This window comes from Klebsiella sp. MISC125, assembly GCF_051131775.1.
In the GTDB taxonomy this organism is placed as follows: Bacteria; Pseudomonadota; Gammaproteobacteria; order Enterobacterales; family Enterobacteriaceae; genus Klebsiella.
Map to the genome: position 1 here is coordinate 1,922,779 of NZ_CP180448.1, position 22,666 is coordinate 1,945,444.

Sequence of the window (22,666 nt, forward strand, 5' to 3'; positions counted from 1 at the left end):
TAGTGCTTATTTAAATGGTCTGTATGGAGATAAAAAAAGTTCCCTTCAATTTACAAATTGAAACATCTTGTGCGCATTTGGAAACATTTTAGAAGTTTTAGTATCATATTCTTGTTGGATTATTCTGTATTTTGCAGCACAATGAAATAGCCGACTGATTAGAAGGGTAATCAGTAAGCAGTGGCAATAATAAAAGGCATATAACAAACAGAGGGTTAATAACATGAAAGTTAAAGTACTGTCCCTCCTGGTACCAGCTCTGCTGGTAGCGGGCGCAGCAAATGCGGCTGAAGTCTATAACAAAGATGGCAACAAATTAGACCTGTACGGTAAAATCGACGGTCTGCACTATTTCTCTGACGACAAAGGTCAAGATGGCGACCAGACCTACATGCGTCTGGGCATCAAAGGCGAAACTCAGATCAACGACCAGCTGACCGGTTACGGCCAGTGGGAATACAACGTTCAGGCGAACAACACTGAGAGCACTGGCGATCAATCCTGGACTCGTCTGGCATTTGCAGGTCTGAAATTCGGCGACGCGGGTTCTTTCGACTACGGTCGTAACTACGGCGTTGTTTACGACGTAACTTCCTGGACTGACGTTCTGCCGGAATTCGGCGGCGACACCTACGGTTCCGACAACTTCCTGCAGTCTCGCGCTAACGGCGTTGCAACTTACCGTAACTCCGACTTCTTCGGTCTGGTTGACGGCCTGAACTTTGCTCTGCAGTACCAGGGTAAAAACGGCAGCGTCAGCGGTGAAGGTACTTCTCCGACTAACAACGGTCGTGACCCTCTGAAACAGAACGGCGATGGTTACGGTACCTCCCTGACCTATGATATCTACGACGGTATCAGCGCAGGTTTCGCGTACTCCAATTCTAAACGGAATGGCGATCAGAATAGCAGACTGGATCTGGGCCAGGGCGACAACGCTGAAACCTACACTGGTGGTCTGAAATATGACGCCAACAATATCTACCTGGCGACTCAGTACACCCAGACCTACAACGCAACTCGCGCTGGTTCTCTGGGCTTTGCTAACAAAGCGCAGAACTTCGAAGTTGTTGCTCAGTACCAGTTCGATTTCGGTCTGCGTCCGTCCGTTGCTTACCTGCAGTCTAAAGGTAAGGACCTGTATATTAACGGAACTAACCGTAGCTACGGCGACCAGGACATCCTGAAATATGTTGATGTAGGCGCGACCTACTACTTCAACAAAAACATGTCCACCTACGTCGACTACAAAATCAACCTGCTGGACGAAAACAACTTCACTCGTAACGCCGGTATTTCTACCGACGACATCGTTGCTCTGGGTCTGGTTTACCAGTTCTAAGCACGCTGAAGTTTCGAAAAAGGCGCCGATGGCGCCTTTTTTTATGCCCCGTTTACTCTTGCTGGTGTACTCTTTGGGCCTTAGCAAGAGGAAGCCAATTTTTATGGATATCACTTTTTTCCGCACCGCCCTGCTCGGGATTTGCGTACTACTCTCGGGCTGTGACTCAGCCACCACTTCAGAGTCACCAAAATCTGCTGCGACCGTGCTGGATGGTAAAACCATGGGCACGTTCTGGCGAGTCAGCGTGATCAATGTTGATGAAGCAAAGGCCCAGGAGCTGCGCCAGAAGGTGCAGGCTCAGCTGGATGCCGACGATCGTCTGCTCTCAACATGGAAAAACGATTCGGCGCTGATGCGTTTCAACCATTCACCGAGCAGCACCCCCTGGCCGGTCAGCGAGGCGATGGCGGATATCGTCACCCTATCGCTGCGCATTGGAGCTAAAACCCATGGTGCGATGGATATTACCGTCGGACCATTGGTCAATTTATGGGGTTTTGGCCCGGATAAACAGCCGGTAAAAACGCCGGATGCGCAGCAAATTGCCGCGGCAAAAGCACGCAGTGGGTTACAGCATCTGACGGTCATTAACCAGGCTGACAAGCAGTTTTTGCAAAAAGACATTCCGGATCTGTTCGTCGATCTTTCCACCGTAGGTGAAGGATACGCTGCCGATCACTTAGCGCGCCTGATGGAACAAGAAGGGATCTCACGTTACCTGGTTTCCGTAGGTGGCGCGCTGGTGAGTCGCGGAATGAATGCCGAAGGGCAGCCGTGGCGGGTGGCGATCCAGAAGCCGACCGACCGCGAAAACGCCGTTCAGGCGATCGTTGATATTAACGGCCATGGTATCAGCACCTCCGGCAGCTATCGCAACTACTATGAGCTGGACGGTAAGCGCATCTCGCACGTTATCGATCCGCAAACCGGGCGACCGATCGATCATAAGCTGGTTTCGGTGACGGTTATCGCCCCAACGGCGCTGGAAGCCGACGGCTGGGATACCGGACTGATGGTGTTAGGACCGAAGAGGGCGCAGGACGTGGTGCGTGAACAGGGACTGGCAGTGTATATGATTATCAAAGAAGGTGAAGGGTTTAAAACCTGGATGTCGCCGCAGTTCCGCGCGTTCCTCGTCGGCGAGAAAAATTAAACCGCAAGATTTCGGGTTTTTGCTAACGGACTTCGGCCCAGACTGAAGATACACTTACTGCAGGAGTCCGTTATGAAACCGATGATGATCAATACCGATGAGCGTCGCTGGCAGGCTGTATGCGAGCGCGATGTTCGTGCCGATGGCCAGTTCTTTTTTGCCGTGCTGACCACCGGCATTTGCTGTCGTCCGTCCTGCCGTTCACGGCGGGCGCTGCGGGAGAATGTGCGTTTTTACCCCACCGTTGAAGCCGCGCTGGCGGCAGGGTTCCGCCCGTGCAAACGCTGCCAGCCGGATAAAACCGATCCACAGCAGCAGAAAGTGGAAAAAGTGGCCGCCGCCTGTCGTCTGCTGGAGCAGGAAACGCCGATAACCCTCGAAGCGCTGTCCCGTGAACTTGCGGTCAGCCCCTTTCATTTTCACCGTCTCTTTAAATCCGTTACCGGAATGACGCCCAAAGCCTGGCAACAGGCCTGGCGCGCGCGCCGTTTACGCGAGGCGTTGGGTCAGGGGCGGACGGTTACGGACGCTGCTTTGGCCGCCGGTTTTCCGGATACCAGGAGCTACTATCAGCAGGCTGATGCCGCGCTGGGAATGACCGCCAGCCAGTTTCGCCGCGGCGGCGATGATACCGATATTACCTGGGTATGTGACGACGGCCCGCTGGGACGCTGCCTGGTGGCTGAAAGTGAACGGGGTATATGCGCCGTGCTGCCGGGTGATGACGATACGTCGCTACATGAGGAATTAGGCAAAATATTCCCCAATGCACGTCTGCAGCCTGGCGATGACGTTTTTCATCAGCGAGTCGCTCAGGTATTTGCGCATCTTAACGACCATCGCCAGCTAATCTCTTTGCCGCTGGATCTTCGCGGCACCGCTTTCCAGCTTCAGGTCTGGCAGGCTCTGCGGCAGATCCCGGCGGGAGAAACGCGTAGCTATCGCCAGGTGGCGCAAAGTATTGACCGTCCCCGCGCGGTCAGGGCGGTGGCAAGCGCCTGTGCCGCCAACAAACTGGCAATGGTTATCCCGTGCCATCGGGTGGTTCGCGAGGGCGGGGCTCTGTCCGGCTATCGTTGGGGAGTCGCGCGTAAAGCATTACTGCTCGCGCGCGAAGCGCAAAATGAGGAGAACTGATGCTCGATCTTTTTGCCGATACGCCGCCCTGGCAAGAGCCGCTGGCACCGGGGGCGGTAATTTTACGCCGCTATGCTCGCGAACGCGCCCCGGCCTTGTTGCTGACCATTACTGATATTGCCAGCCGTTCGCCTTTTCGTCAGATGGTGACGCCCGGCGGCTATACGATGTCGGTCGCGATGACTAACTGCGGCGAATTGGGCTGGACTACCAATCAGCACGGATATCTATACTCTCCCGAGGATCCGCTGACAGGCAAATGCTGGCCGCCGATGCCGCGGATTTTCCGCGAGCTGGCCGCAGAGGCCGCTTCTGCGTGCGGTTATGAGAGATTTGCGCCTGATGCTTGTCTTATCAACCGCTATCAACCGGGGACGAAGCTGTCGCTGCATCAGGATAAAGACGAGCACGATCTGCGCGCGCCTATTGTCTCTGTCTCACTGGGGCTCCCGGCAGTGTTTCAGTTTGGCGGTAAACAGCGTAACGATCCGCTCAGTCGGGTGCTGCTGGAGCACGGCGATGTGGTGGTTTGGGGCGGTGAATCACGGCTGTTTTACCATGGTATTCAGCCGCTGAAAGAGGGGACTCATCCCGACACTGGTAGCTGCCGCTATAATCTCACTTTTCGTCTGGCAGGCAATAAAGAATAAAAATAAGAATTATTCTTGCTGTCATCGGCGAGCAGTTTAAACTGCTGGCTGTTTTTGCTTGCCCGGGTTGTCTTATGGAACTTCTTCTTCTTGTCTGGCGTCAGTATCGTTGGCCGTTTATCTCCGTCATTGCTTTAAGTCTGCTCAGCGCGGCGCTGGGGATCGGGCTCATCGCCTTTATAAACTTGCGTCTGATGACTATTGCCGATACCTCGCTGACGGTGTTGCCGGAATTTTTGGGCCTACTGTTGCTGCTGATGGCGGTCACGCTTGGCTCACAACTGGCGTTGACGACGCTTGGGCACCACTTCGTCTATCGTCTGCGCGGCGAATTTATTAAGCGTATTCTTGATACCCAAATCGAGAAGATTGAGAAAATCGGCAGCGCGTCGCTGCTGGCCGGTTTAACCAGCGATATTCGCAATATCACTATTGCTTTTGTGCGCCTGCCAGAGCTGGTGCAGGGGATTATTCTGACCTTCGGTTCCGCCGCTTACCTTGCCTGGCTGTCGGGAAAAATGATGCTGATCACTGCGCTGTGGATGGCGTTAACCATCTGGGGCGGCTTTATGCTGGTGTCGCGGGTCTATAAACATATGGCCTCGCTGCGTGAAACCGAAGACAAGCTGTATCACGATTACCAGACGGTTCTCGAGGGGCGTAAAGAGCTGACCCTTAATCGCGAACGCGCTGAATATGTGTTTAACCAGCTGTATCTTCCGGATGCGCGTGAATATCGTCACCATATTGTTCGCGCCGACACCTTCCACCTGAGCGCGGTGAACTGGTCGAATATTATGATGCTGGGCGCAATTGGCCTGGTCTTCTGGATGGCCAATAGCCTCGGGTGGGCCGATACTGCCGTGGCGGCAACCTACTCTCTGACGCTGTTATTTCTGCGCACGCCGCTGCTTTCCGCGGTTGGCGCACTGCCAACGCTGCTCAGCGCCCAGGTTGCCTTCAATAAGCTGCATAAGTTTTCCCTTGCGCCGTATCGCGCTGAATTCCCGCAGCCCCAGGCGCATCCCCACTGGCAGACTCTGGAATTGCGCGATGTCGCGTTTCATTATCCTGATAACAGCTTTTCCGTGGGGCCGATTAATATGACCCTCAAGCGCGGTGAGCTGGTGTTCCTGATTGGCGGTAACGGCAGTGGCAAATCGACGTTAGCCATGTTGCTGACCGGTTTATATCAGCCAGTTTCCGGACAAATTTTGCTCGACGGTCAGCCGATGGCGGCAGATAAACCGGAAGATTATCGTAAGCTGTTTTCGGCGGTATTTACCGATGTCTGGCTGTTCGACAGGCTGCTGGGTCCGGAAGGGAAAGCGGCGGATTCAGCGCTGGTAGACAAGTGGCTGGGTTATCTGAAAATGAGTCACAAGCTTGAGCTGGATAACGGTAAAATTCTCGACCTGAAGCTATCAAAAGGGCAGAAAAAGCGCGTAGCGCTGCTGCTGGCGCTGGCGGAAGAGCGGGATATTATCATGCTGGATGAGTGGGCGGCGGATCAGGATCCACATTTCCGCCGTGAATTCTACCAGGTGTTGCTGCCGCTCATGCAGCAAATGGGAAAAACCGTTTTTGCCATCAGCCACGATGATCACTATTTCCAGCATGCCGACAGGCTCCTGGAAATGCGCGGCGGCCAGCTATCGGAACTGACGGGAGAAGAGCGCGTGCTGGCAACCCGCGATGCGGTTGCTCGTACCGCCTGATTGAGATCTATCCCGGAGGCGCTCGCCGACCTCCGGGAATCCCACCAACTGCTGTTTTTTCCATCGACTGAATTCATAGCGGTTATTATTTCCGCCTCCTCGCGCTATGCTTAAGGCTTCCGGCCTGCTGGTCGGCCAAATATCGTTACAAGGATTGACTGACCGATGTCCGTTTTGCATAAAAAAAGCGCCAGATTGCGCGACGAAGAGCGCGCCCGTCTCATTTGGTTGCTGAGCACCGATAAAGCCGTCACTTCCTCATTGCTGGGTAAATTAACCCTGGCTGAACGCTACGATGAAGGCACGTTGGCTGATGATCTGGCCGAAGTGGAAGTGCTGGTTTCTCACCTTCCGCCTCCGGACCTTGCCGATGCGCTCGAAGCGTTGCCTTACGACGCACGTAACGCGCTCTGGCGGCTGGTAGCCGATGATAAACGCGGCGAGGTGCTGCTCGAAGCATCGGAAAGCGTCTGGGGCGATCTCATCGAAGAGATGAGCGACCATGACCTGCTGTTTGCGCTGCAAAATCTCGATATTGATGAACAGGTCTACCTGCTGCAACACTTACCGCGTGATCTGACCGGACGCCTGCTGGCGACGCTGCCTGCGGATAAGCGTGCACGTATTCGCCAGATGATGCGCTACGCCGATAATACCGTCGGCGCGATCATGGAATTCGAGGTCATCACCGTTCGCCCGGAAGCGACGCTTGCGGCGGTACAGCGCTACCTGCGGCGGCTAGGCAAAATGCCGGAAAACACCGATAAGCTGTTTGTGACCACCCGCAACAAGCTGCTGCTGGGCGAACTGGAATTACAAACCATCCTGCTTAACAATGCGCAGAAGCGGGTAGGGGAAGTGATGGAGGGCGATCCGGTCACCTTCCAGCCGCATGAAGATGCAGAAAAAGTGGCGCGAACGTTTGAACGTGATGACTTACTTAGCGCCGCCGTTATTGATGCTGACGGCAAGTTAATGGGGCGTTTGACCATCGATGAGATCGTCGATGTGGTCTACGAAGAGACCGACAACGATTTACGCCGAATGGGTGGTTTGAGTAACGATGACGACGTGTTTGCCCCGGTGAGCAAAGCGGTGAAAACCCGCTGGGCCTGGCTGGCGGTGAATTTGTGCACCGCGTTTATCGCCTCCCGCGTTATTGATGGTTTTGAACATACTATTTCGCAATTGGTCGCGCTGGCCTCGCTGATGCCGATTGTCGCTGGGATCGGCGGCAACACCGGTAATCAGACAATCACCATGATCGTCCGTGCAATGGCGTTGCAGCATATTCAGCCGGGAAGTTTCACCTTTCTGATTCTGCGCGAAATGGGCGTTGCGCTGATCAACGGGATCGTTTGGGGCGGGATCATGGGCGCCATAACCTGGTGGCTGTACGACGATCCGCAGCTTGGTGGCGTGATGACGCTGGCAATGATGCTGAACCTGCTGATGGCGGCGATGATGGGCGTGATTATCCCGATGGTGATGGTTAAGCTGGGGCGCGATCCGGCGGTCGGCTCCAGCGTAATGATTACCGCTATCACCGACACCGGTGGATTCTTTATTTTTCTTGGGCTGGCGACGATTTTTCTGATGTAGCCTGCGGTTTATTGCGCAGGCGGCGGGGGATCAGGGCCATTGAGACCAGACCCGCCAGAACGCCAATCGCCAGATTGCTGGTGCCGACGGTCGCGCCGACGGTCACCAGCATCACCAGCGTTTCCGGCCAGGGATTATGCGCCAGCTCCGTCGGACGAATACTGTGCCAGCTAAAGGTTTTCACCGCCACAATCACCATCACCCCGGCGAGAACGGCCATCGGAATTTTTGCCATCACTTCGCTTAATGCGGTCACTAACAGCAATAGCACCAGGGCAGCGGCAATCGTGGAGACGCGGCTGCGGGCTTTGCCCATTTCGACGTTAACAATGGTCTGACCGATCATCGCGCATCCGGCAATGCCGCCATAAAACCCGGCAAGAATATTGGCAATCCCCAGACCAGCGCTCTCACGCGATTTACTGGAAGGGGTATGGGTCAGGTCATCGACTAATTTAGCCGTCAGCAGCGACTCCATCAGGCCGACAAAGGCGATACTGAGCGCGCAGGGCCAGATAATTTGCAGCGTTGTTAAGTCCAGCGGCACTATCAGGCTGGTCAATCCGGGTAATCCGCCGCCCATCGGGCCCTCATCGCCAACGGTAGGCAGCAGTTGGCCGCTGAAAACGGTAAACAGAGTCAGCAGAACGATAGCAATCAGCGGCGAGGGGATGGCCTTGATATAGCGCGGTGCCCACAGCACAATCAACAGCGTTAAAACAAACAAGCCGATAATCAGCGGTTGCTTGCTCCAGAAATGCGGTACCTGGGCGAAAAAAATCAGGATCCCTAGCGCATTGACGAAACCGGTCATCACCGCCTGCGGAATAAAGCGCATCAGGCGCGCCATACCGCATACACCAAACAAAATTTGAATCATCCCCGCAAGAATGACCGCAGGCAGAATATAGCCAACGCCATGTTGGTGCACCATTGGCCCGATGACCAGCGCGACTGAACCGGCAGCGGCGGTGACCATGGCCGGTCTACCGCCCAGTACCGACATCGCAAGACACAGCACCACAGAAGCGACCAGGCTAACCTTTGGGTCAACGCCAGCAATAACGGAGAAGGAGATAACCTCGGGGATCAGGGCTAGTGCGGTCAGCACGCCTGCCAAGGTTTCGCGCGTCAGTAGCGCGGGCGAACGCAGTATCTGGCTTAATGTGCCAGCGTTGCCGATGGTAGCGGAATCAGAAACAGGGGGCATAAAAAAAGTTCGCAGATTATAAAAAAAACGGATGTGGTATCAGCCGATGCTTTCGTGCGGTCTGTCACAAAACCGGGGATGATAGCGCGGAAATAGACTTCACACCAGTACAAAATGTGATTTGTGATACACATTTATTAAACATTTTTATAACAGATCTCAAAACTAAACTTAAAATTTAAACAATATTTAAATTTTTTTTCTTCAGTGTTACCTTTGAAGCCGAGAATCGTTTCACCTGCGCTATATAACAAAAGCGAGTAAAAGTAAGGCTCAAATTCGATGAAGAAAAAGATGGCCGTACCCAGCTCACAGGCGGTTGGTTCCAATAACACTCGGACCAACACCCGCCATGAGCAAGAGACGGATGTATTGTTGATCGGCGGCGGCATCATGAGCGCCACGTTGGGAACCTGGCTCCAGGAACTGGAACCAGATTGGTCTATTACCATGGTCGAGCAGATGTCCAGCGTCGCTGAAGAGAGCTCGAACGGCTGGAACAACGCGGGTACCGGACATGCCGCGCTGATGGAGCTGAACTATACGCCGCAAACTGCTAACGGAATTAATATCGATAAAGCGGTTGATATCAACGAATCCTTCCAGATTTCTCGTCAGTTTTGGGCCCACCAGGTGACGCGCGGCATTCTCAATAAGCCGAAATCCTTTATTAACAGCGTGCCGCACATGAGCTTTGTGTGGGGAGAGGATAACGTCAACTTCCTGCGCGCTCGCTACGCGGCTTTGCAGCAAAGCGAACTGTTCCGCGGCATTCGCTACTCTGAAGATCATCAACAAATTAAACAATGGGCTCCGCTGGTGATGGAAGGGCGCGATCCGCAGCAGAAAGTGGCCGCCACCCGCACGGAAATGGGCACCGACGTCAACTACGGTGAAATTACCCGTCAGCTGATTGCCGGGCTGAAAACTCATGAAAATTTCTCTCTTCAACTGGGAACGGTGGTGCGCCGCTTTAAGCGCAATGCCGACAAGAGCTGGACCGTGACGCTGGCGGATGCCAACAATCGTCATCAGAAACGCGTCATCAAAGCCAAATTTATCTTTATCGGTGCTGGTGGTGCAGCCCTGACCCTGTTGCAGGAGACCGGTATTGCGCAGGCCAAAGAGTATGCGGGCTTCCCGGTCGGCGGGCAGTTCCTGGTGTGCGAGAACCCGGAAGTGGTCGAGCATCACCTGGCGAAAGTCTATGGTCAGGCAGAGGTGGGCGCGCCGCCGATGTCGGTTCCGCATATCGACACCCGTATTATCGACGGTAAACGCGTGGTGTTGTTTGGGCCGTTTGCCACCTTCTCAACGCGTTTCCTGAAAAACGGCTCACTGTGGGATCTGCTGGCCTCCACTAATACCTCGAACATCATGCCGATGCTCAACGTGGGCCTGGATAACTTCGATCTGGTGAAATACCTGATTAGCCAGGTGCTGCAAAAAGACAAAGATCGCCATGCGGCGCTGTGCGAGTACTATCCTGAGGCGCGCAAAGAAGACTGGCGCTTATGGCAGGCAGGTCAGCGCGTGCAGATTATCAAACGCGATAAGAAGATAGGCGGCGTTCTGCGTCTCGGAACCGAAGTGGTCAGCGATGATGAAGGGACCGTGGCAGCGCTGCTGGGGGCATCGCCAGGGGCTTCTACCGCCGCGCCGATTATGCTGCAGCTGATGGAAAAAGTGTTTAAGGACAAGGTCGATTCAGCAGCCTGGCAGGCGAAGCTGAAAGAGATAGTGCCGAGCTACGGTACGCGTCTGGATGGCAATGCGGCAGAAATCGAAAAGGCGCTGGCGTGGACCAGTGAAGTGCTGGAGTTACACTATGAGCCGATTACCGTGGCTGATGATGTTCCGCAGGCGGAGCTGAAGCCGCTGCCGGAAGGCAAACCTATTGCTGATATTGCGCTGTAACCCATTGTCCGGCGGCTCAGGCCGCCGGATTCTATCCTCAGGCATTAACGTTCAACGGCATTGCCGATGGTCTCGTCCGCTCTCCAGATACGATATTTCACTTCAATGTTAGCCGGGGTATACACCACGATAGGCAGTTTGCTGTTGTAGCGTAGCATTCCTGCATCACCCAGCCCTGCGGTCACAAATTGCTGCTCTTTTTTACCGTCCGGGCAGGCCATCATTGTTGAGACCGGCGAGGTCACTTTATCAAATACGTAGTAGTCGTAGCCCCAGCCTTCAAGGGTTTTGCTTTCTAGTTGACCGCCCAGGCGGTGACGATTGCAGTCGACTTCCAGCGTTTGGCCAATCATCAGCTCAACTTTCAACACCGATTCATCCTGCTGTTGCGGGAGCTGAATCACCTGACGCTTCATCCCTTTTTCAGCCTGCGGGTAGGGGGCGATTTTTTCCAGCGGCTGTTCTGCGGCCATGGCGCTGGTGGAAATGCAGGCAACGGCCAGCAGGGAAACGGCGAACGTAGTGATTTTTTTCACGTGAGTAATCCTTTGTTATCAATCCTCAACGGGATAAGAGTAGCATCACTGCGCTGAATGGTAAGTGTTATTTACCAAAATTTTCATAATTACTAGTTATAAATTCTGCTTTTGGTTTTATGGGCGTACCACACTATTTTTAGCACTCTGGACTCCATGCGTTGAAGCTATTATTGACGAGTGGGATTTTTACGTTGATTGTAGTCAAAAAATGAATTAATTAACCTATGAAATTATTTCATTCGATATTTTCCTCGGCAATAAACTAAAATGATTAATAAAGGGAATTAATAAAAATGGAATTGTTATTTTATGTGACTAATTGATATGAGTGATGGTAGATGAAAGTGAATAAAGTTTTACTGGTTGTTGTGCTGGGTGTCTCTTCAGTCTTGATGGGGTGTACCTCCGAGTCTCAGCGGCTGGCAAACTGCGAAGCCAAAGGTATTTCCAAAGACAGCTGCTATTTAGCGGAACAAAACCGCCAGGCTACTATGAATGCGGCCTATGAAAAGCAGGCGTTAGAAAACGCCGCCGCTGCGGTGCAGCATGGCCAAAGCGCGAAGGCGAAAACGAAGCATTTTGCCGGTATGGAGGTCAAAGGCACCAGTACTGGCTTGAGCATTGATGGTAAACCGGCGGCAGTTATCGAGAAGAATAAAGACGCAACCGTTTATCAGCAGGGGCTTTATAATTTTATCGTCTACGCCAATGGTAAGATTGCTGTGACTCAGGATGGCGTGTTTAAGGGCTATGCCAAGTAATCAGTTAAGTCATGATGTCAAACAGGGGGAAATTTCCCCCTGTTTGTGATGGGAGTTCGCTACTCCTCGTGGTTTTTTCCCTCTTCCAAAAAATCCTCATCGATCTCATCGATATTCCCGGCGTGATCGCGCCCGGAGAGAAGGTTCCAGCAAGCGATAAACAGCGCGGCAATCAGCGGGCCGATAACAAAGCCATTGATACCATAGATTTCCATCCCACCAAGGGTAGATATCAGGATCAGATAGTCCGGCATTTTGGTATCTTTGCCCACCAGCAGAGGGCGGAGGATGTTATCCACCAGACCTACCACTATCACGAAGAAGCCAACGATAAAGGCACCTTGCCATATCTGTCCGGTGGCAAAAAGATAGATAGCCGCCGGGACCCAGATAATCGCGGAGCCCACCGCCGGGATAAGCGACAGAAATGCCATCAGCGCACCCCACAAGATGCTGCCATCAATACCGACAATCCAGAATGCCAGTCCGCCAAGCGCGCCCTGGGCAATCGCCACCGCGACGGTTCCTTTTACCGTTGCCCGCGCGACGGCGGCAAATTTGGCGAACAGGTGCTGTTTAACGTGATTTGACAGTGGCAAAGACTCAAGAATTTGCCTCACCAGCTGCGGACCATCTTTCAGCAGGAAAAACAGTAAATAGAGCATGATGCCGAAGCTGACGGTAAAACCGAAGGTACCTTTGCCAATCAGGAATGCGCTTCCGGCAAGATACTGACCCCCTTTTAGGGCAACGTCAGAAAGCTGCTGCTGAATTTGGTCAGCGCTATCCAGGTTATGCTCAGAGAGGAAGCTGCGGGCCCATTCCGGCAGGTGGGCAAACAGGCTGGCGACTACCGTCGGAAACTGAGTGTCGTTGTGCTGTAGCTTGGTGTAAACCACATTCAATTCAAAGGCCAGCGACGAGAGAATAATCGCCAGAGGGGTGAAGACGATCAGACAAATAATGACGACGGTAAGCAGTGACGCCAGCCCGTTGCGCTCATTCAGGCGGCTACGCAGTTTGTTCTTAACGGGGTTGAAGATGACCGCCAGAATCGCCGCCCATAAAATAGCTGAATAATAAGGGGAAAGAACGTCGAAAAACGCGAGGGTGACGATCAGCAGAATCAGGATGAAAAATCCTTTTGTAAGTCCATTAACTCTCATGTAAATCCTTCAGGGAAATGACGTATACAATAAAATAATAGAAGTTTTTCCTCGATTTACAATCGGAGTGGTGGCGGTTTCTTGATAAAAACAGATGGGATCATTGAGCATTAAAAAACCCGCAAACTCAAAGAGAATGCGGGTTCTTAAGGGGGTACCGGTCGTTGAAACAACTTACCGATGAATGATTTGGTCGGCACGGAGAGATTCGAACTCTCGACCCTCGCCACCCCATGACGATGCGCTACCAGGCTGCGCTACGTGCCGATTTGTGGGGAACAATATTACCCGTTCCCCAACTGAATGCAAGCCGGGATATGACTGATTGATTCATAAATAATCAATCAGTTAGCGATGAAGCGTTTTTCATCGGTCAGCACCTGCAGTAGTAAGCTGAGCTGCGGTTTTTGAGCCTTAACCTTCTCACCTTCGCTGTTCCAGGTATTGTAAGTCCCGTTGTGATTGAGCACGACGGTGACTCTTGGCGTAGTAATTGCCAGCGTATCACTGTTGGCTGCGGTCACCCAGGCGCGACGACGGGCGGCGCTAAATAGGTCTTCACCCTGGGAATACTCGTTTGCCGGAGTGGAAACGTGCAGCAGACGTTGCATCAACGTCGTCATCACGTCTTTGTTATCCGTCAACGTAGTAATTTCCTGTGCCGGTGTGCCGGGCCAGTGAATCACTAATGGAACCTGCAGTTGCTCACGAGACCAGCCAAACTGCTCATGCTGAGGATTCAGCGGCATACCATGGCCTGCCGTCACGATAACCACCGTGTTGTCCAGCTTGCCTGATTCGCGCAGCGCGTTCAGTACCCGGCCAATTTGCGTGTCGACATCGCCAGCGGCGCGGCTGTAGCGGCGAACAAAGTTTTGCTGCTGGCCGTTATCGAAGGTAGTGCCGTTGAGCGAAACCCATGAGAACCAGCGGTTTTCATCCTGGGCGTAGCGATCCAGCCAGTTAATCCACTGGCTTGCTGTTTGCTCATCGCTTTGCGTTTTCGCGACCGGCAGCGAGAAGTCTGAGAGCAGCGCCTGGCGATAAAGCGGGCTGCTAAAACCGTCTGACGAGAACAGCCCCAACTGATAGCCCTGCTGATTCAGTGAGGTAATCAGCGCCGCAGGGATACGGGCTGACAATACGCCATCCATATAGCCTGGAGAAATCCCGTAGAACAGGCCAAAGAAGCCGCTGTCGGCGGTGTTACCAGAGCTCATATGCTGGGTGAAGTTGACGCTTTCTTTCGCGAAACCGGCCAGCACTGGCATGTTTTTCTCAAAGCGGGAGTAGTTAAGGTTATCAACGGTGATAAGCAACACGTTATAACCGGCGCCGAGATCGCGATAATGCAGATCGCTCAGCGGATACTGTACCGAGACCGCTTCCGGTGCGCCTTGCTCTACCAGACGGCGCTGATAGTCCTGTGCGTCAAGTAAACCGTGTTTTTCCAGGAAGCGGCGGGCCGTCATCGGATAGGAAAGCGGCAGATTCGCCCGCTGCATGGTTATCGGGCGATAGAAATTCGCATCCGCCCAGATATAGACCAGGTGGCTGCTAATAAAAGAGATAAAGAAGAACCAGGCAACCGGACGGGCGTAGTGGCGGCGGCGCGTCAGGCTGCGTAGCTTCTGCCAGCTCCAGGTTGCAAAGAGCATTTCCAGCAGGAAGATAACGGGCACGCTGATAAACATCAGCTGCCAGTCACGGGCCATCTCGTTCTGATCGGGGTTAATCACCAGTTCCCAGACAAAGGGGTTGAGATGCAGGTGGAAGCGGGTGAAAACTTCGCTATCGATCAGCAGCAGCGTCATGCCTGCGGTCGCCAGAATGACCGAGATAAAACGCATTAAACGCTGCGAGATGACGATAAAAGTCAGTGGGAAAAGAATCAGTACATAGCTGGTAAAAACCAGAAAGCTGAAGTGACCAACGAGGCTGACGTACGAGAAAATACGTCCAGCAAGCGTCGTTGGCCAGTCGGCGACAAAAAGATAGCGACTGCCGAGCGCCATTGCCAACAACATGTTGAACAGGGCGAACCAGTGTCCCCAACTGACCATCTGGGAGACTTTTTCTCGGTAGGGCTGACGTAGAGTCACCATATACTGTTGTTCGTTATCCTTAGTGCGCCGGATCGTCGTTGATAGATGACTGCAACGCCTGGGCAAAAGAACGGGCGATAGCCTGACGCTGCGCCGGCGCGACGCTACTATTGATCAGGTTGGTCACCATATTGCCCAGCACCATCAGTGAAAGGTCAACGGGGGCTTTGTGTGTTTCCAGAACGCTCGTCAGCTCGCTGAGCAGCTGTTCGACTTGTTCATCGCTATAGCGGGATATTTGCGGCATAAACTCAAAATCTGTCTGTTCGTGAAAGGGCAACATATTACCGTAGCAGCGGCTTTTTTTCCGCATTTTTTCACCATGGCGTAAAAGCGCGCGGCTTCGCTCGTAAAGAGCGACGTGCTGGTTGCGTCGTCGTCCCTGCAGTGGTTGAATACTTCCCAGTCTAAAAGGAGAGTTTAACATGAGTCTGGATATCGACCAGATTGCCCTGCATCAGTTAATCAAACGTGATGAACAAAATCTGGAACTGGTGCTGCGCGAGTCATTGCTGGAACCGACTGCGACGGTTGTGGAGATGATGGCCGAACTGCATCGTGTCTACAGCGCAAAAAATAAAGCCTACGGTTTGTTCACCGAAGAGAGCGAGTTGGCTCAGTCCCTGCGCCAGCAGCGTCAGGGTGAAGAGGAGTTTCTGCCATTTAGCCGAGCGGCGACCGGTCGCCTGCGTGACGAATTAGCGAAATATCCTTTTGCTGAAGGCGGTATTGTCCTGTTTTGTCAGTATCGTTATCTGGCGGTCGAATATTTGCTGGTAGCCGTGCTGAATAACTTAAGTAGCATGCGCGTTAATGAAGAGCTCGATATCAGTTCCACCCACTATCTGGATATCAATCACGCCGATATTGTTGCGCGTATTGATTTAACCGAATGGGAAACTAATCCGGAGTCCACCCGTTATCTAACCTTCTTAAAAGGCCGGGTAGGGCGTAAAGTTGCCGACTTCTTTATGGATTTCCTCGGTGCCAGCGAAGGGTTGAACGCAAAAGCGCAGAACCGTGGCTTGCTGCAGGCGCTGGATGATTTCGCCGCCGATGCGCAACTGGATAAATCTGAGCGCCAGAATGTGCGCCAGCAGGTATATAGCTATTGCAACGAACAGCTGCAGGCCGGTGAGGAAATCGAGCTGGAGTCGCTGTCCAAAGAGCTGGCGGGCGTCAGCGAGAAGACCTTCCAGGAGTTTACCGCCGAACAAGGCTATGAACTGGAAGAGAGCTTCCCGGCAGACCGCAGCACTTTACGTCAGTTAACTAAGTTTGCTGGCAGCGGCGGCGGGTTAACCATCAACTTTGATGCCATGTTGCTGGGTGAGCGTGTGTTCTGGGATCCGGCAACGGATACCTTAACCATTAAAGGCACCCCGCCAAACTTGCGCGATCAGCTGCAGCGCCGAACCTCTGGCGGAAAGTAAATGACAAAAATCCCGGCGCAGAGTCGGGATTTTTACTTCAGGACTCTGGCCTGAAAGCGGTCAACTAGAAGGTGTAAAGGATTTCTACTCCATCAATGGCTAATTGCTGGCGTAGTACATCATCTAACGGCGTATCCACAATCAGTGTGCTAGCGAGGCTCAATTCGCCGATGGTAAAGGCCGAAGCGGAGTTGAGCTTTTCTTGTGATGCCATCACCACCGTTTCGGCTGCTCGTGCCGCGAGCGCGCGCTTAATCCCCGCTTCTTCATAGTCACCCGTGGTTAATCCGGTTCGATGATGTACGCCTGTGACGCCCATAAAAAACAGGTCGGCATTGATGCGGGAAATACTTTCCAGCGCGTTTGCGCCCACGCTAACTACCGAATGTTTGAATAGCCGACCGCCAATCAAAATCACTTCTATCAGCGGTTTTTCCACCAGTTCGACGGCGATCCCCGGGCTATGAGTCACCACTGTACACGCCAGGTCATTCGGCAGCAGGCGCGCCATCTCTCCGGTCGTGGTTCCGCCGTCGATAATCACCACCTGACCGGGTTGAATAAGCTCCACTGCGCGTTGAGCGATTACCTGCTTTGAAGGGATTTGCACGTTTTTTCTTGTTTCAATAGGCGCGATTGCCGCGGAAACCGGCAGCGCGCCGCCGTGCACCCGCTGCAATTTACCTTCCGCAGCCAGTTCTCGCAGATCCCGGCGAATGGAGTCCTCTGAAACGCTAAAACGCTGGCTGAGATCGCCTGACATCACCTGTTTTTCCTCGGCGAGGATATGCAAAATCTGCTGTTTTCTCTGGCTGGCAAGCATCGAAAATACCTTCATGAGTGATCTTGTTTGTGCACGATTATGCATGTTATGGTGCTCGCTGTCACCTAAAAGGGGAAAAACATGCACGCTGATGCGCCGCGCGTTCGCCATATCCGCGAAACGCTATTATCGGACAACTGGTACACGCTGAAAACCTACACGTTTGAGTTACTGCGCCGGGACGGGCGCTGGCAGGAGCAGAGTCGGGAAGCCTACGATCGCGGTAATGGCGCGGTGATTTTGCTCTACAACCGGGAAAAGCAAACGGTGGTGCTGGTTCGTCAGTTTCGCTTTCCGGTGTGGATTAACGGTCATGACGGTTTTTTGATCGAAGCTGCCGCCGGACTACTGGATAATGTCTCGCCAGAGGAGCGGATCATCGCCGAGGCTGAAGAGGAGACCGGTTTTCGCGTCACGCGTATTGAACCGGTATTTACGGCCTATATGAGCCCCGGGTCGGTGACGGAAAAGCTCTACTTTTTTATTGCGGAATACTCCTCGGACGACAGGCGTAGCGATGGTGGGGGACTGGCTGCGGAAGGGGAGGATATTGAGGTGCTGGAGTGGCCGCTTGAGCAGGCTCTGGAGGCTATCCGCAATGGTGAGATCGTCGATGCGAAAACGATTATGCTGTTGCAGCATCTGGCGCTGAATACGTCAACGCTGTTAACTCTATAAACAAAACGCCCCGGACCTTGCGGGCCGGGGCGTTTGCCATACAACGTTCAGTCGGCGATTAAGCGCGAACGAAGTCGATGTGAGACAGTTTTGGCTTGAACGGGTGACGCTGAACAGCCTGAGCTTTAACTTTCTCTTCTTTGCCATCGATAACGATGGTCAGGACTTCGCTGTAGAACTCAGCATTGGTCTGCATGTTCCACACTTTGTCTTGATCCATTTCAATCGCTACTGGAGCAGCTTCGCCGCCATAGATGATGGCTGGGAATTTGTTAGCTGCACGCAGGCGGCGGCTCGCACCCTTACCCTGCTCTTTACGTACTTCTGCGTTGATAGTAAACATTGACGTCTCTCTATATATAAATCCTGCCACAGGCGACCCAGCAGCAGGCAGATTATCTGCTTTTGCGAATACAAAAGCGGGCGGCATTATAGCCGCCAAACGTTTTTACGGCAATGAAAACCTCAGCCATTAGGGCGATTAGCGCAGCTCATTGGCCCGGCGAAAGCGCCCTTGATAATCGAACACTTTTTCCCGTACCTGCCAGTATTGCCCCTTCATACGCGCCACAACAAAATCCGGATGGCGCAGAAGTGCTTGCTGGGTGAGGATGTCAGCAGGCGTTATCCAGCGCAGCGGCACGCCAGGCGTGCGGGTGTGGGGGCGGATAAATAGCTGTTCAAAGGCCATGCGCTGGGCAGGTGTATGCAGACGGAAGCGCTCACTTACGTCCGCGCCATCCTCATCATGATAGGTGATTTTCAACCACGCGCCTTTGTCATCCGCTCCGTGCTGAAGGTCCATACCGCTACAGCGCAATACCAGCGCATCCTTCAGCTTCAGCGCCGCTTTGAGCATGTCATCCGGGTCGACCAGAATAGTGTCGCATTCGCGGCAGCGGCGGGCGGCGATATCGTTTTCCGCATTACACTGCGGGCAGTTTTTAAAGCGGAAACGAAAGTCGCACTGTTCGCGATGGCCTTCGTCATCCTCAAACCAGCCCTGGCAGCGGCGGCCAAAGTGCTCAATCAGCGTGCCATCGGCGGTGGTTTTTCCCCAGAAGGTATTAGCGAAACCGCAGGCTGGGCAGAAAACTTGCACCGGCACGTTATCGCTTTTCCCTTTAGGCGCGCCCACTTCCGGCGCGTACAGGTCATGCGGGTTACCAGCGTAGTCGAGAATCAGACAGTCGGTTTTGCCCGGCGACAGGCGCAGGCCGCGACCGACGATTTGTTGGTAAAGACTCACCGACTCGGTAGGGCGCAGAATGGCGATCAGATCGACATGCGGCGCATCAAAGCCGGTGGTCAGGACCGCGACGTTGACCAGATAGCGATACTGCTGGGCCTTAAACGCTTCAATAATTCGGTCACGCTCCGGTCCCGGCGTTTCGCCGGTGATCAATGCTGCTTCACCGCTCGGGAGCAAGCCAGTTACTTCGCTTGCATGTTCGACGGTGGCGGCGAAAATCATCACCCCTTTGCGCGTTTGGGCAAATTCAACGATTTGGCTGACGATATGCGGCGTGACGCGCTGCTGTTTTTTCAGCTCAACGTTCAGGTCGGCCTCGCTAAACAGGCCGTTACTTTGTGCCTGGAGGCGGCTGAAGTCATACTGCACCACCGGCATATCCAGCCGCTCTGGTGGCGTCAGGTAGCCGTTCTTAATCATATAGCGCAGCGGCAGCTCGTAGATGCAGTCGCGAAACAGCGCTTTTTCATCGCCACGTACCATGCCGTGATAATGAAACTGGTAAATCCAGCCTTTACCAAGACGAAAAGGGGTGGCGGTTAGCCCGAGCAGACGTAGATGCGGATTGACCTGCTGAAGGTGGCTGATGATCTGCTGATACTGGCTGTCATCGTCGTCGCTGATGCGGTGGCACTCATCGACGATCAGCAACGAAAACTCGCCCTGAAACTGGTCAAGATTACGGGCCACCGATTGCACGCTGCCAAACACCACTTTTCCGTGGCTCTCTTTACGCTTCAGGCCTGCGGCGAAGATATCCGCTTCCAGGCCGAGTGCGCGATACTTTGCGTGGTTCTGCGCCACCAGCTCTTTGACGTGTGCGAGTACCAGCACGCGACCGCGCGCCAGCCGCGCCAGTTCGGCGATGACCAGGCTTTTACCTGCGCCGGTCGGTAAGACGATGGCGGCAGGTTCATGGTGGCGGCGAAACCAGGCGAGCGTGGCGTCGACCGCCTCTTTTTGGTAGGGGCGTAATGTAAAAGTCATGAATTTATGGCGGTTAATTAACTCGCGAATAGTATGCCACGAATCTTTTCCCTTGAGTGGTGTTAAGAGCTCGTTATACTAACCCGTGATATTCTTCTTTTTCGGGCGAGTTGCCCGCTCCAGCACTCTTTACAGGCTAAAAAAATCTCATGCGACTTGATAAGTTTATCGCTCAGCAACTTGGCGTTAGTCGGGCTATTGCCGGGCGTGAAATCCGCGGCAGCCGCGTTACCGTGGATGGCGAAATTGTAAAAGACTCTTCCTTCAAGCTTCTACCGGAGCATGATGTCGAGTATGACGGCAATACGCTGACTCAACAAAACGGCCCGCGCTACTTTATGCTCAACAAGCCGCAGGGGTACGTTTGTTCTACCGACGATCCGGATCATCCGACGGTACTCTATTTCCTCGATGAGCCGGTGGCCCACAAGCTGCACGCGGCAGGACGTCTGGATATCGACACCACCGGCCTGGTGCTGATGACCGATGATGGTCAGTGGTCTCACCGCATTACTTCCCCGCGCCATCACTGTGAAAAAACCTATCTGGTGGAGCTGGAAAACCCGGTTGATGAAACCACCGCCGAGCAGTTTGCTAAAGGCGTTCAACTGCACAATGAGAAAGAGCTGACCAAACCAGCGGTGCTGGAAGTGGTAACGCCGACCGAAGTCCGCCTGACCATTAGCGAAGGGCGTTACCATCAGGTTAAGCGGATGTTTGCCGCTGTCGGTAACCACGTAGTGGAGTTACACCGCGAACGTATTGGCGACATTGCCCTTGATGAGTCGCTGGCCCCTGGTGAATATCGTCCGCTGACGGAAGCTGAAATAGCCAGCGTCGGCGGCCAACATGCGCGGAGTAAAACGTGACGGCAAAGAAGAATTCGTCATTAGGAATTGTGTTTATTCTTGGCCTGCTGGCCATGTTGATGCCGCTGTCGATTGATATGTATCTCCCGGCGCTACCGGTGATTTCGGCGCAGTTTAATGTGCCTGATGGCAGCGCGCAGATGACGCTCAGCACCTATATTCTGGGCTTTGCTGTGGGTCAGCTTTTATATGGCCCGATGGCTGACAGTATCGGGCGTAAACCGGTTATTCTCGGCGGAACGCTGGTTTTCGCGGCGGCGGCGGTGGCCTGCGCGCTGTCGCAGACTATCGATATGTTGATTACGATGCGCTTCTTCCACGGCCTGGCGGCTGCGGCGGCAAGCGTGGTGATTAACGCCCTGATGCGCGATATCTATCCAAAAGAAGAGTTCTCGCGGATGATGTCGTTCGTCATGCTGGTGACCACCGTTGCACCGCTGGTGGCGCCGATGGTTGGCGGGGCGGTGCTGGTGTGGTTCAGCTGGCATGCGATTTTCTGGATCCTGGCGGTGGCGGCGCTGTTAGCGTCGGCGATGATCGCTTTCTTCATTAGCGAAACCCTGCCGCCAGAGCGGCGACAAAAGTTTCATATCCGCACTACGCTTGGCAATTTTGCTACCCTATTCCGCCACAAACGAGTGCTGAGCTATATGCTGGCGAGCGGTTTTAGCTTTGCCGGGATGTTCTCGTTTTTGAGTGCGGGTCCGTTTGTCTATATCAATATCAACCACGTTTCACCGCAGCACTTTGGCTACTATTTTGCGCTGAACGTCGTTTTCCTGTTCGTTATGACCATTATCAATAGCCGGTTTGTGCGGCGGGTTGGGGCGGTAAACATGTTCCGCGCCGGGCTGTGGATCCAGTTCGCGATGGCCGTGTGGATGGTGGTCTGTGCGCTGTTTGATGTTGGTTTTTGGGCGTTAGTGTTTGGCGTTGCCGCGTTTATCGGCTGCGTTTCCATGGTTTCTTCAAACGCGATGGCGGTTATTCTTGATGAATTTCCGCATATGGCAGGGACGGCCTCTTCGCTGGCGGGAACCTTCCGCTTCGGGATTGGGGCGATTGTCGGTGCACTCCTCTCAATGGCGACCTTTACCACCGCCTGGCCGATGCTGATTTCTATCGCCGTCTGTGCCAGCAGCTCCATTCTCTTTTATCTCTATGCCAGCCGACGGCGAAAAGCCGCACGTTGAGCTACATCGAGGGGGCGATTTCGCCCCTTTTTTGATGCATATCAACCGAAACTCGCTTCTCGGTTTAGCAATTTGTTTCTTTTATGTAAAATCAGATCGCTTAAAAAGTCGCATTGTTGCGATAAAAA

Annotated in this window: 20 protein-coding genes and 1 tRNA gene; 12 read left to right on the forward strand and 9 right to left on the reverse strand. The window is 53.5% G+C overall.

Annotation, left to right across the window (positions count from 1 at the left end; all coding sequences use genetic code 11):
* Positions 1-223 precede the first annotated feature (223 nt).
* The 6 genes from ACMYSL_RS09160 to mgtE all read left to right on the forward strand — a co-directional run bounded on the left by ACMYSL_RS09160 (position 224) and on the right by mgtE (position 7,605).
* The gene (locus ACMYSL_RS09160) at positions 224-1,342 is read left to right on the forward strand and encodes a porin OmpC (protein ID WP_434662303.1); all 1,119 of its coding nucleotides are present in this window, start codon (positions 224-226) and stop codon (positions 1,340-1,342) included.
* Positions 1,343-1,445: 103 nt separating this feature from the next.
* Positions 1,446-2,498: an FAD:protein FMN transferase ApbE gene (gene apbE / locus ACMYSL_RS09165; RefSeq protein WP_434662305.1), complete on the forward strand. Its 1,053-nt coding sequence runs from the start codon at positions 1,446-1,448 to the stop codon at positions 2,496-2,498.
* Between the two features lie 72 nt (positions 2,499-2,570).
* Positions 2,571-3,635, forward strand: coding sequence for a bifunctional DNA-binding transcriptional regulator/O6-methylguanine-DNA methyltransferase Ada (ada, locus tag ACMYSL_RS09170; protein WP_434662307.1), 1,065 nt, complete (start codon positions 2,571-2,573; stop codon positions 3,633-3,635).
* Positions 3,635-4,285 carry a DNA oxidative demethylase AlkB gene (gene alkB, locus ACMYSL_RS09175; protein ID WP_434662308.1) on the forward strand — a complete coding sequence of 217 codons (651 nt, stop codon included), beginning with the start codon at positions 3,635-3,637 and terminating at the stop codon, positions 4,283-4,285. Before ada ends, alkB begins: the two co-directional genes overlap by 1 nt.
* Positions 4,286-4,359: 74 nt before the next feature.
* On the forward strand, positions 4,360-6,003 hold the full coding sequence (locus ACMYSL_RS09180) for a multidrug ABC transporter permease/ATP-binding protein (RefSeq protein ID WP_434662310.1): 1,644 nt from the start codon (positions 4,360-4,362) through the stop codon (positions 6,001-6,003).
* 165 nt (positions 6,004-6,168) lie between these two features.
* Positions 6,169-7,605 (forward strand): magnesium transporter, encoded by a 1,437-nt coding sequence (mgtE, locus tag ACMYSL_RS09185; RefSeq protein WP_110272333.1) that lies wholly within the window; start codon positions 6,169-6,171, stop codon positions 7,603-7,605.
* On the opposite strand, the gene ACMYSL_RS09190 is transcribed toward mgtE, so the two are convergent.
* Positions 7,568-8,815: a SulP family inorganic anion transporter gene (locus ACMYSL_RS09190; RefSeq protein WP_142512997.1), complete on the reverse strand. Its 1,248-nt coding sequence runs from the start codon at positions 8,813-8,815 to the stop codon at positions 7,568-7,570. The genes mgtE and ACMYSL_RS09190 overlap by 38 nt on opposite strands.
* 282 nt (positions 8,816-9,097) lie before the next feature.
* Between ACMYSL_RS09190 and mqo the strand changes: the two genes are divergently transcribed.
* Positions 9,098-10,732 (forward strand): malate dehydrogenase (quinone), encoded by a 1,635-nt coding sequence (gene mqo, locus ACMYSL_RS09195; protein WP_182240032.1) that lies wholly within the window; start codon positions 9,098-9,100, stop codon positions 10,730-10,732.
* Positions 10,733-10,776: 44 nt separating this feature from the next.
* Here mqo and eco read toward each other — a convergent pair whose 3' ends face one another.
* Positions 10,777-11,268 (reverse strand): serine protease inhibitor ecotin, encoded by a 492-nt coding sequence (gene eco, locus ACMYSL_RS09200; protein ID WP_434662313.1) that lies wholly within the window; start codon positions 11,266-11,268, stop codon positions 10,777-10,779.
* A 341-nt stretch (positions 11,269-11,609) separates the two neighbouring features.
* Here eco and ACMYSL_RS09205 point away from each other — a divergent pair, with 341 nt between their 5' ends.
* Positions 11,610-12,032 carry a hypothetical protein gene (locus tag ACMYSL_RS09205; RefSeq protein WP_434662315.1) on the forward strand — a complete coding sequence of 141 codons (423 nt, stop codon included), beginning with the start codon at positions 11,610-11,612 and terminating at the stop codon, positions 12,030-12,032.
* Between the two features lie 59 nt (positions 12,033-12,091).
* Here the strand turns inward: ACMYSL_RS09205 and ACMYSL_RS09210 are convergent, their stop codons facing one another.
* The 4 genes from ACMYSL_RS09210 to ACMYSL_RS09225 form a co-directional block, all read right to left on the reverse strand.
* The gene (locus ACMYSL_RS09210; protein ID WP_434662317.1) at positions 12,092-13,198 is read right to left on the reverse strand and encodes an AI-2E family transporter; all 1,107 of its coding nucleotides are present in this window, start codon (positions 13,196-13,198) and stop codon (positions 12,092-12,094) included.
* A gap of 190 nt (positions 13,199-13,388) precedes the next feature.
* Positions 13,389-13,465, reverse strand: a tRNA-Pro gene (locus tag ACMYSL_RS09215).
* Between the two features lie 77 nt (positions 13,466-13,542).
* Entirely contained in the window at positions 13,543-15,303 is a 1,761-nt protein-coding gene (yejM, locus tag ACMYSL_RS09220; protein ID WP_434662320.1) for an LPS biosynthesis-modulating metalloenzyme YejM, read from the reverse strand.
* Positions 15,304-15,322: 19 nt separating this feature from the next.
* The gene (locus ACMYSL_RS09225; protein WP_112213214.1) at positions 15,323-15,550 is read right to left on the reverse strand and encodes a YejL family protein; all 228 of its coding nucleotides are present in this window, start codon (positions 15,548-15,550) and stop codon (positions 15,323-15,325) included.
* Between the two features lie 178 nt (positions 15,551-15,728).
* Between ACMYSL_RS09225 and yejK the strand changes: the two genes are divergently transcribed.
* Complete coding sequence (gene yejK / locus ACMYSL_RS09230) at positions 15,729-16,736, forward strand: nucleoid-associated protein YejK (protein ID WP_112213043.1); 1,008 nt, start codon at positions 15,729-15,731, stop codon at positions 16,734-16,736.
* 64 nt (positions 16,737-16,800) lie between these two features.
* Here the strand turns inward: yejK and ACMYSL_RS09235 are convergent, their stop codons facing one another.
* A complete protein-coding gene (locus ACMYSL_RS09235) occupies positions 16,801-17,559 on the reverse strand; it encodes a DeoR/GlpR family DNA-binding transcription regulator (protein ID WP_182240863.1) in 759 nt (252 codons plus the stop codon).
* An 81-nt stretch (positions 17,560-17,640) separates the two neighbouring features.
* On the opposite strand from ACMYSL_RS09235, the gene ACMYSL_RS09240 reads away from it, so the two are divergent.
* A complete protein-coding gene (locus ACMYSL_RS09240; RefSeq protein WP_434662322.1) occupies positions 17,641-18,237 on the forward strand; it encodes an NUDIX domain-containing protein in 597 nt (198 codons plus the stop codon).
* A gap of 58 nt (positions 18,238-18,295) precedes the next feature.
* Here the strand turns inward: ACMYSL_RS09240 and rplY are convergent, their stop codons facing one another.
* Together rplY and ACMYSL_RS09250 are read right to left on the reverse strand one after the other, a co-directional pair.
* Positions 18,296-18,580: a 50S ribosomal protein L25 gene (rplY, locus tag ACMYSL_RS09245; RefSeq protein ID WP_434662324.1), complete on the reverse strand. Its 285-nt coding sequence runs from the start codon at positions 18,578-18,580 to the stop codon at positions 18,296-18,298.
* Between the two features lie 138 nt (positions 18,581-18,718).
* Positions 18,719-20,476: a DEAD/DEAH box helicase gene (locus ACMYSL_RS09250; protein WP_110272343.1), complete on the reverse strand. Its 1,758-nt coding sequence runs from the start codon at positions 20,474-20,476 to the stop codon at positions 18,719-18,721.
* A 149-nt stretch (positions 20,477-20,625) separates the two neighbouring features.
* Here ACMYSL_RS09250 and rsuA point away from each other — a divergent pair, with 149 nt between their 5' ends.
* Positions 20,626-21,345 carry a 16S rRNA pseudouridine(516) synthase RsuA gene (gene rsuA, locus ACMYSL_RS09255; protein ID WP_110272344.1) on the forward strand — a complete coding sequence of 240 codons (720 nt, stop codon included), beginning with the start codon at positions 20,626-20,628 and terminating at the stop codon, positions 21,343-21,345.
* On the forward strand, positions 21,342-22,538 hold the full coding sequence (locus ACMYSL_RS09260; RefSeq protein WP_182240020.1) for a Bcr/CflA family multidrug efflux MFS transporter: 1,197 nt from the start codon (positions 21,342-21,344) through the stop codon (positions 22,536-22,538). Before rsuA ends, ACMYSL_RS09260 begins: the two co-directional genes overlap by 4 nt.
* The last annotated feature ends 128 nt before the right edge of the window (positions 22,539-22,666 follow it).

Coding starts and splice junctions, on each gene's coding strand:
- ACMYSL_RS09180 (WP_434662310.1), top strand. CDS start 4,360: ATGGAACTTCTTCTTCTTGTCTGGCGTCAGTATCGTTGGCCGTTTATC.
- ACMYSL_RS09205 (WP_434662315.1), top strand. CDS start 11,610: ATGAAAGTGAATAAAGTTTTACTGGTTGTTGTGCTGGGTGTCTCTTCA.
- rsuA (WP_110272344.1), top strand. CDS start 20,626: ATGCGACTTGATAAGTTTATCGCTCAGCAACTTGGCGTTAGTCGGGCT.
- ACMYSL_RS09160 (WP_434662303.1), top strand. CDS start 224: ATGAAAGTTAAAGTACTGTCCCTCCTGGTACCAGCTCTGCTGGTAGCG.
- alkB (WP_434662308.1), top strand. CDS start 3,635: ATGCTCGATCTTTTTGCCGATACGCCGCCCTGGCAAGAGCCGCTGGCA.
- yejM (WP_434662320.1), bottom strand. CDS start 15,303: ATGGTGACTCTACGTCAGCCCTACCGAGAAAAAGTCTCCCAGATGGTC.
- mqo (WP_182240032.1), top strand. CDS start 9,098: ATGAAGAAAAAGATGGCCGTACCCAGCTCACAGGCGGTTGGTTCCAAT.
- ACMYSL_RS09250 (WP_110272343.1), bottom strand. CDS start 20,476: ATGACTTTTACATTACGCCCCTACCAAAAAGAGGCGGTCGACGCCACG.
- apbE (WP_434662305.1), top strand. CDS start 1,446: ATGGATATCACTTTTTTCCGCACCGCCCTGCTCGGGATTTGCGTACTA.
- ACMYSL_RS09225 (WP_112213214.1), bottom strand. CDS start 15,550: ATGCCGCAAATATCCCGCTATAGCGATGAACAAGTCGAACAGCTGCTC.
- ACMYSL_RS09190 (WP_142512997.1), bottom strand. CDS start 8,815: ATGCCCCCTGTTTCTGATTCCGCTACCATCGGCAACGCTGGCACATTA.
- rplY (WP_434662324.1), bottom strand. CDS start 18,580: ATGTTTACTATCAACGCAGAAGTACGTAAAGAGCAGGGTAAGGGTGCG.
- mgtE (WP_110272333.1), top strand. CDS start 6,169: ATGTCCGTTTTGCATAAAAAAAGCGCCAGATTGCGCGACGAAGAGCGC.
- ada (WP_434662307.1), top strand. CDS start 2,571: ATGAAACCGATGATGATCAATACCGATGAGCGTCGCTGGCAGGCTGTA.
- ACMYSL_RS09235 (WP_182240863.1), bottom strand. CDS start 17,559: ATGCTTGCCAGCCAGAGAAAACAGCAGATTTTGCATATCCTCGCCGAG.
- yejK (WP_112213043.1), top strand. CDS start 15,729: ATGAGTCTGGATATCGACCAGATTGCCCTGCATCAGTTAATCAAACGT.
- ACMYSL_RS09210 (WP_434662317.1), bottom strand. CDS start 13,198: ATGAGAGTTAATGGACTTACAAAAGGATTTTTCATCCTGATTCTGCTG.
- ACMYSL_RS09240 (WP_434662322.1), top strand. CDS start 17,641: ATGCACGCTGATGCGCCGCGCGTTCGCCATATCCGCGAAACGCTATTA.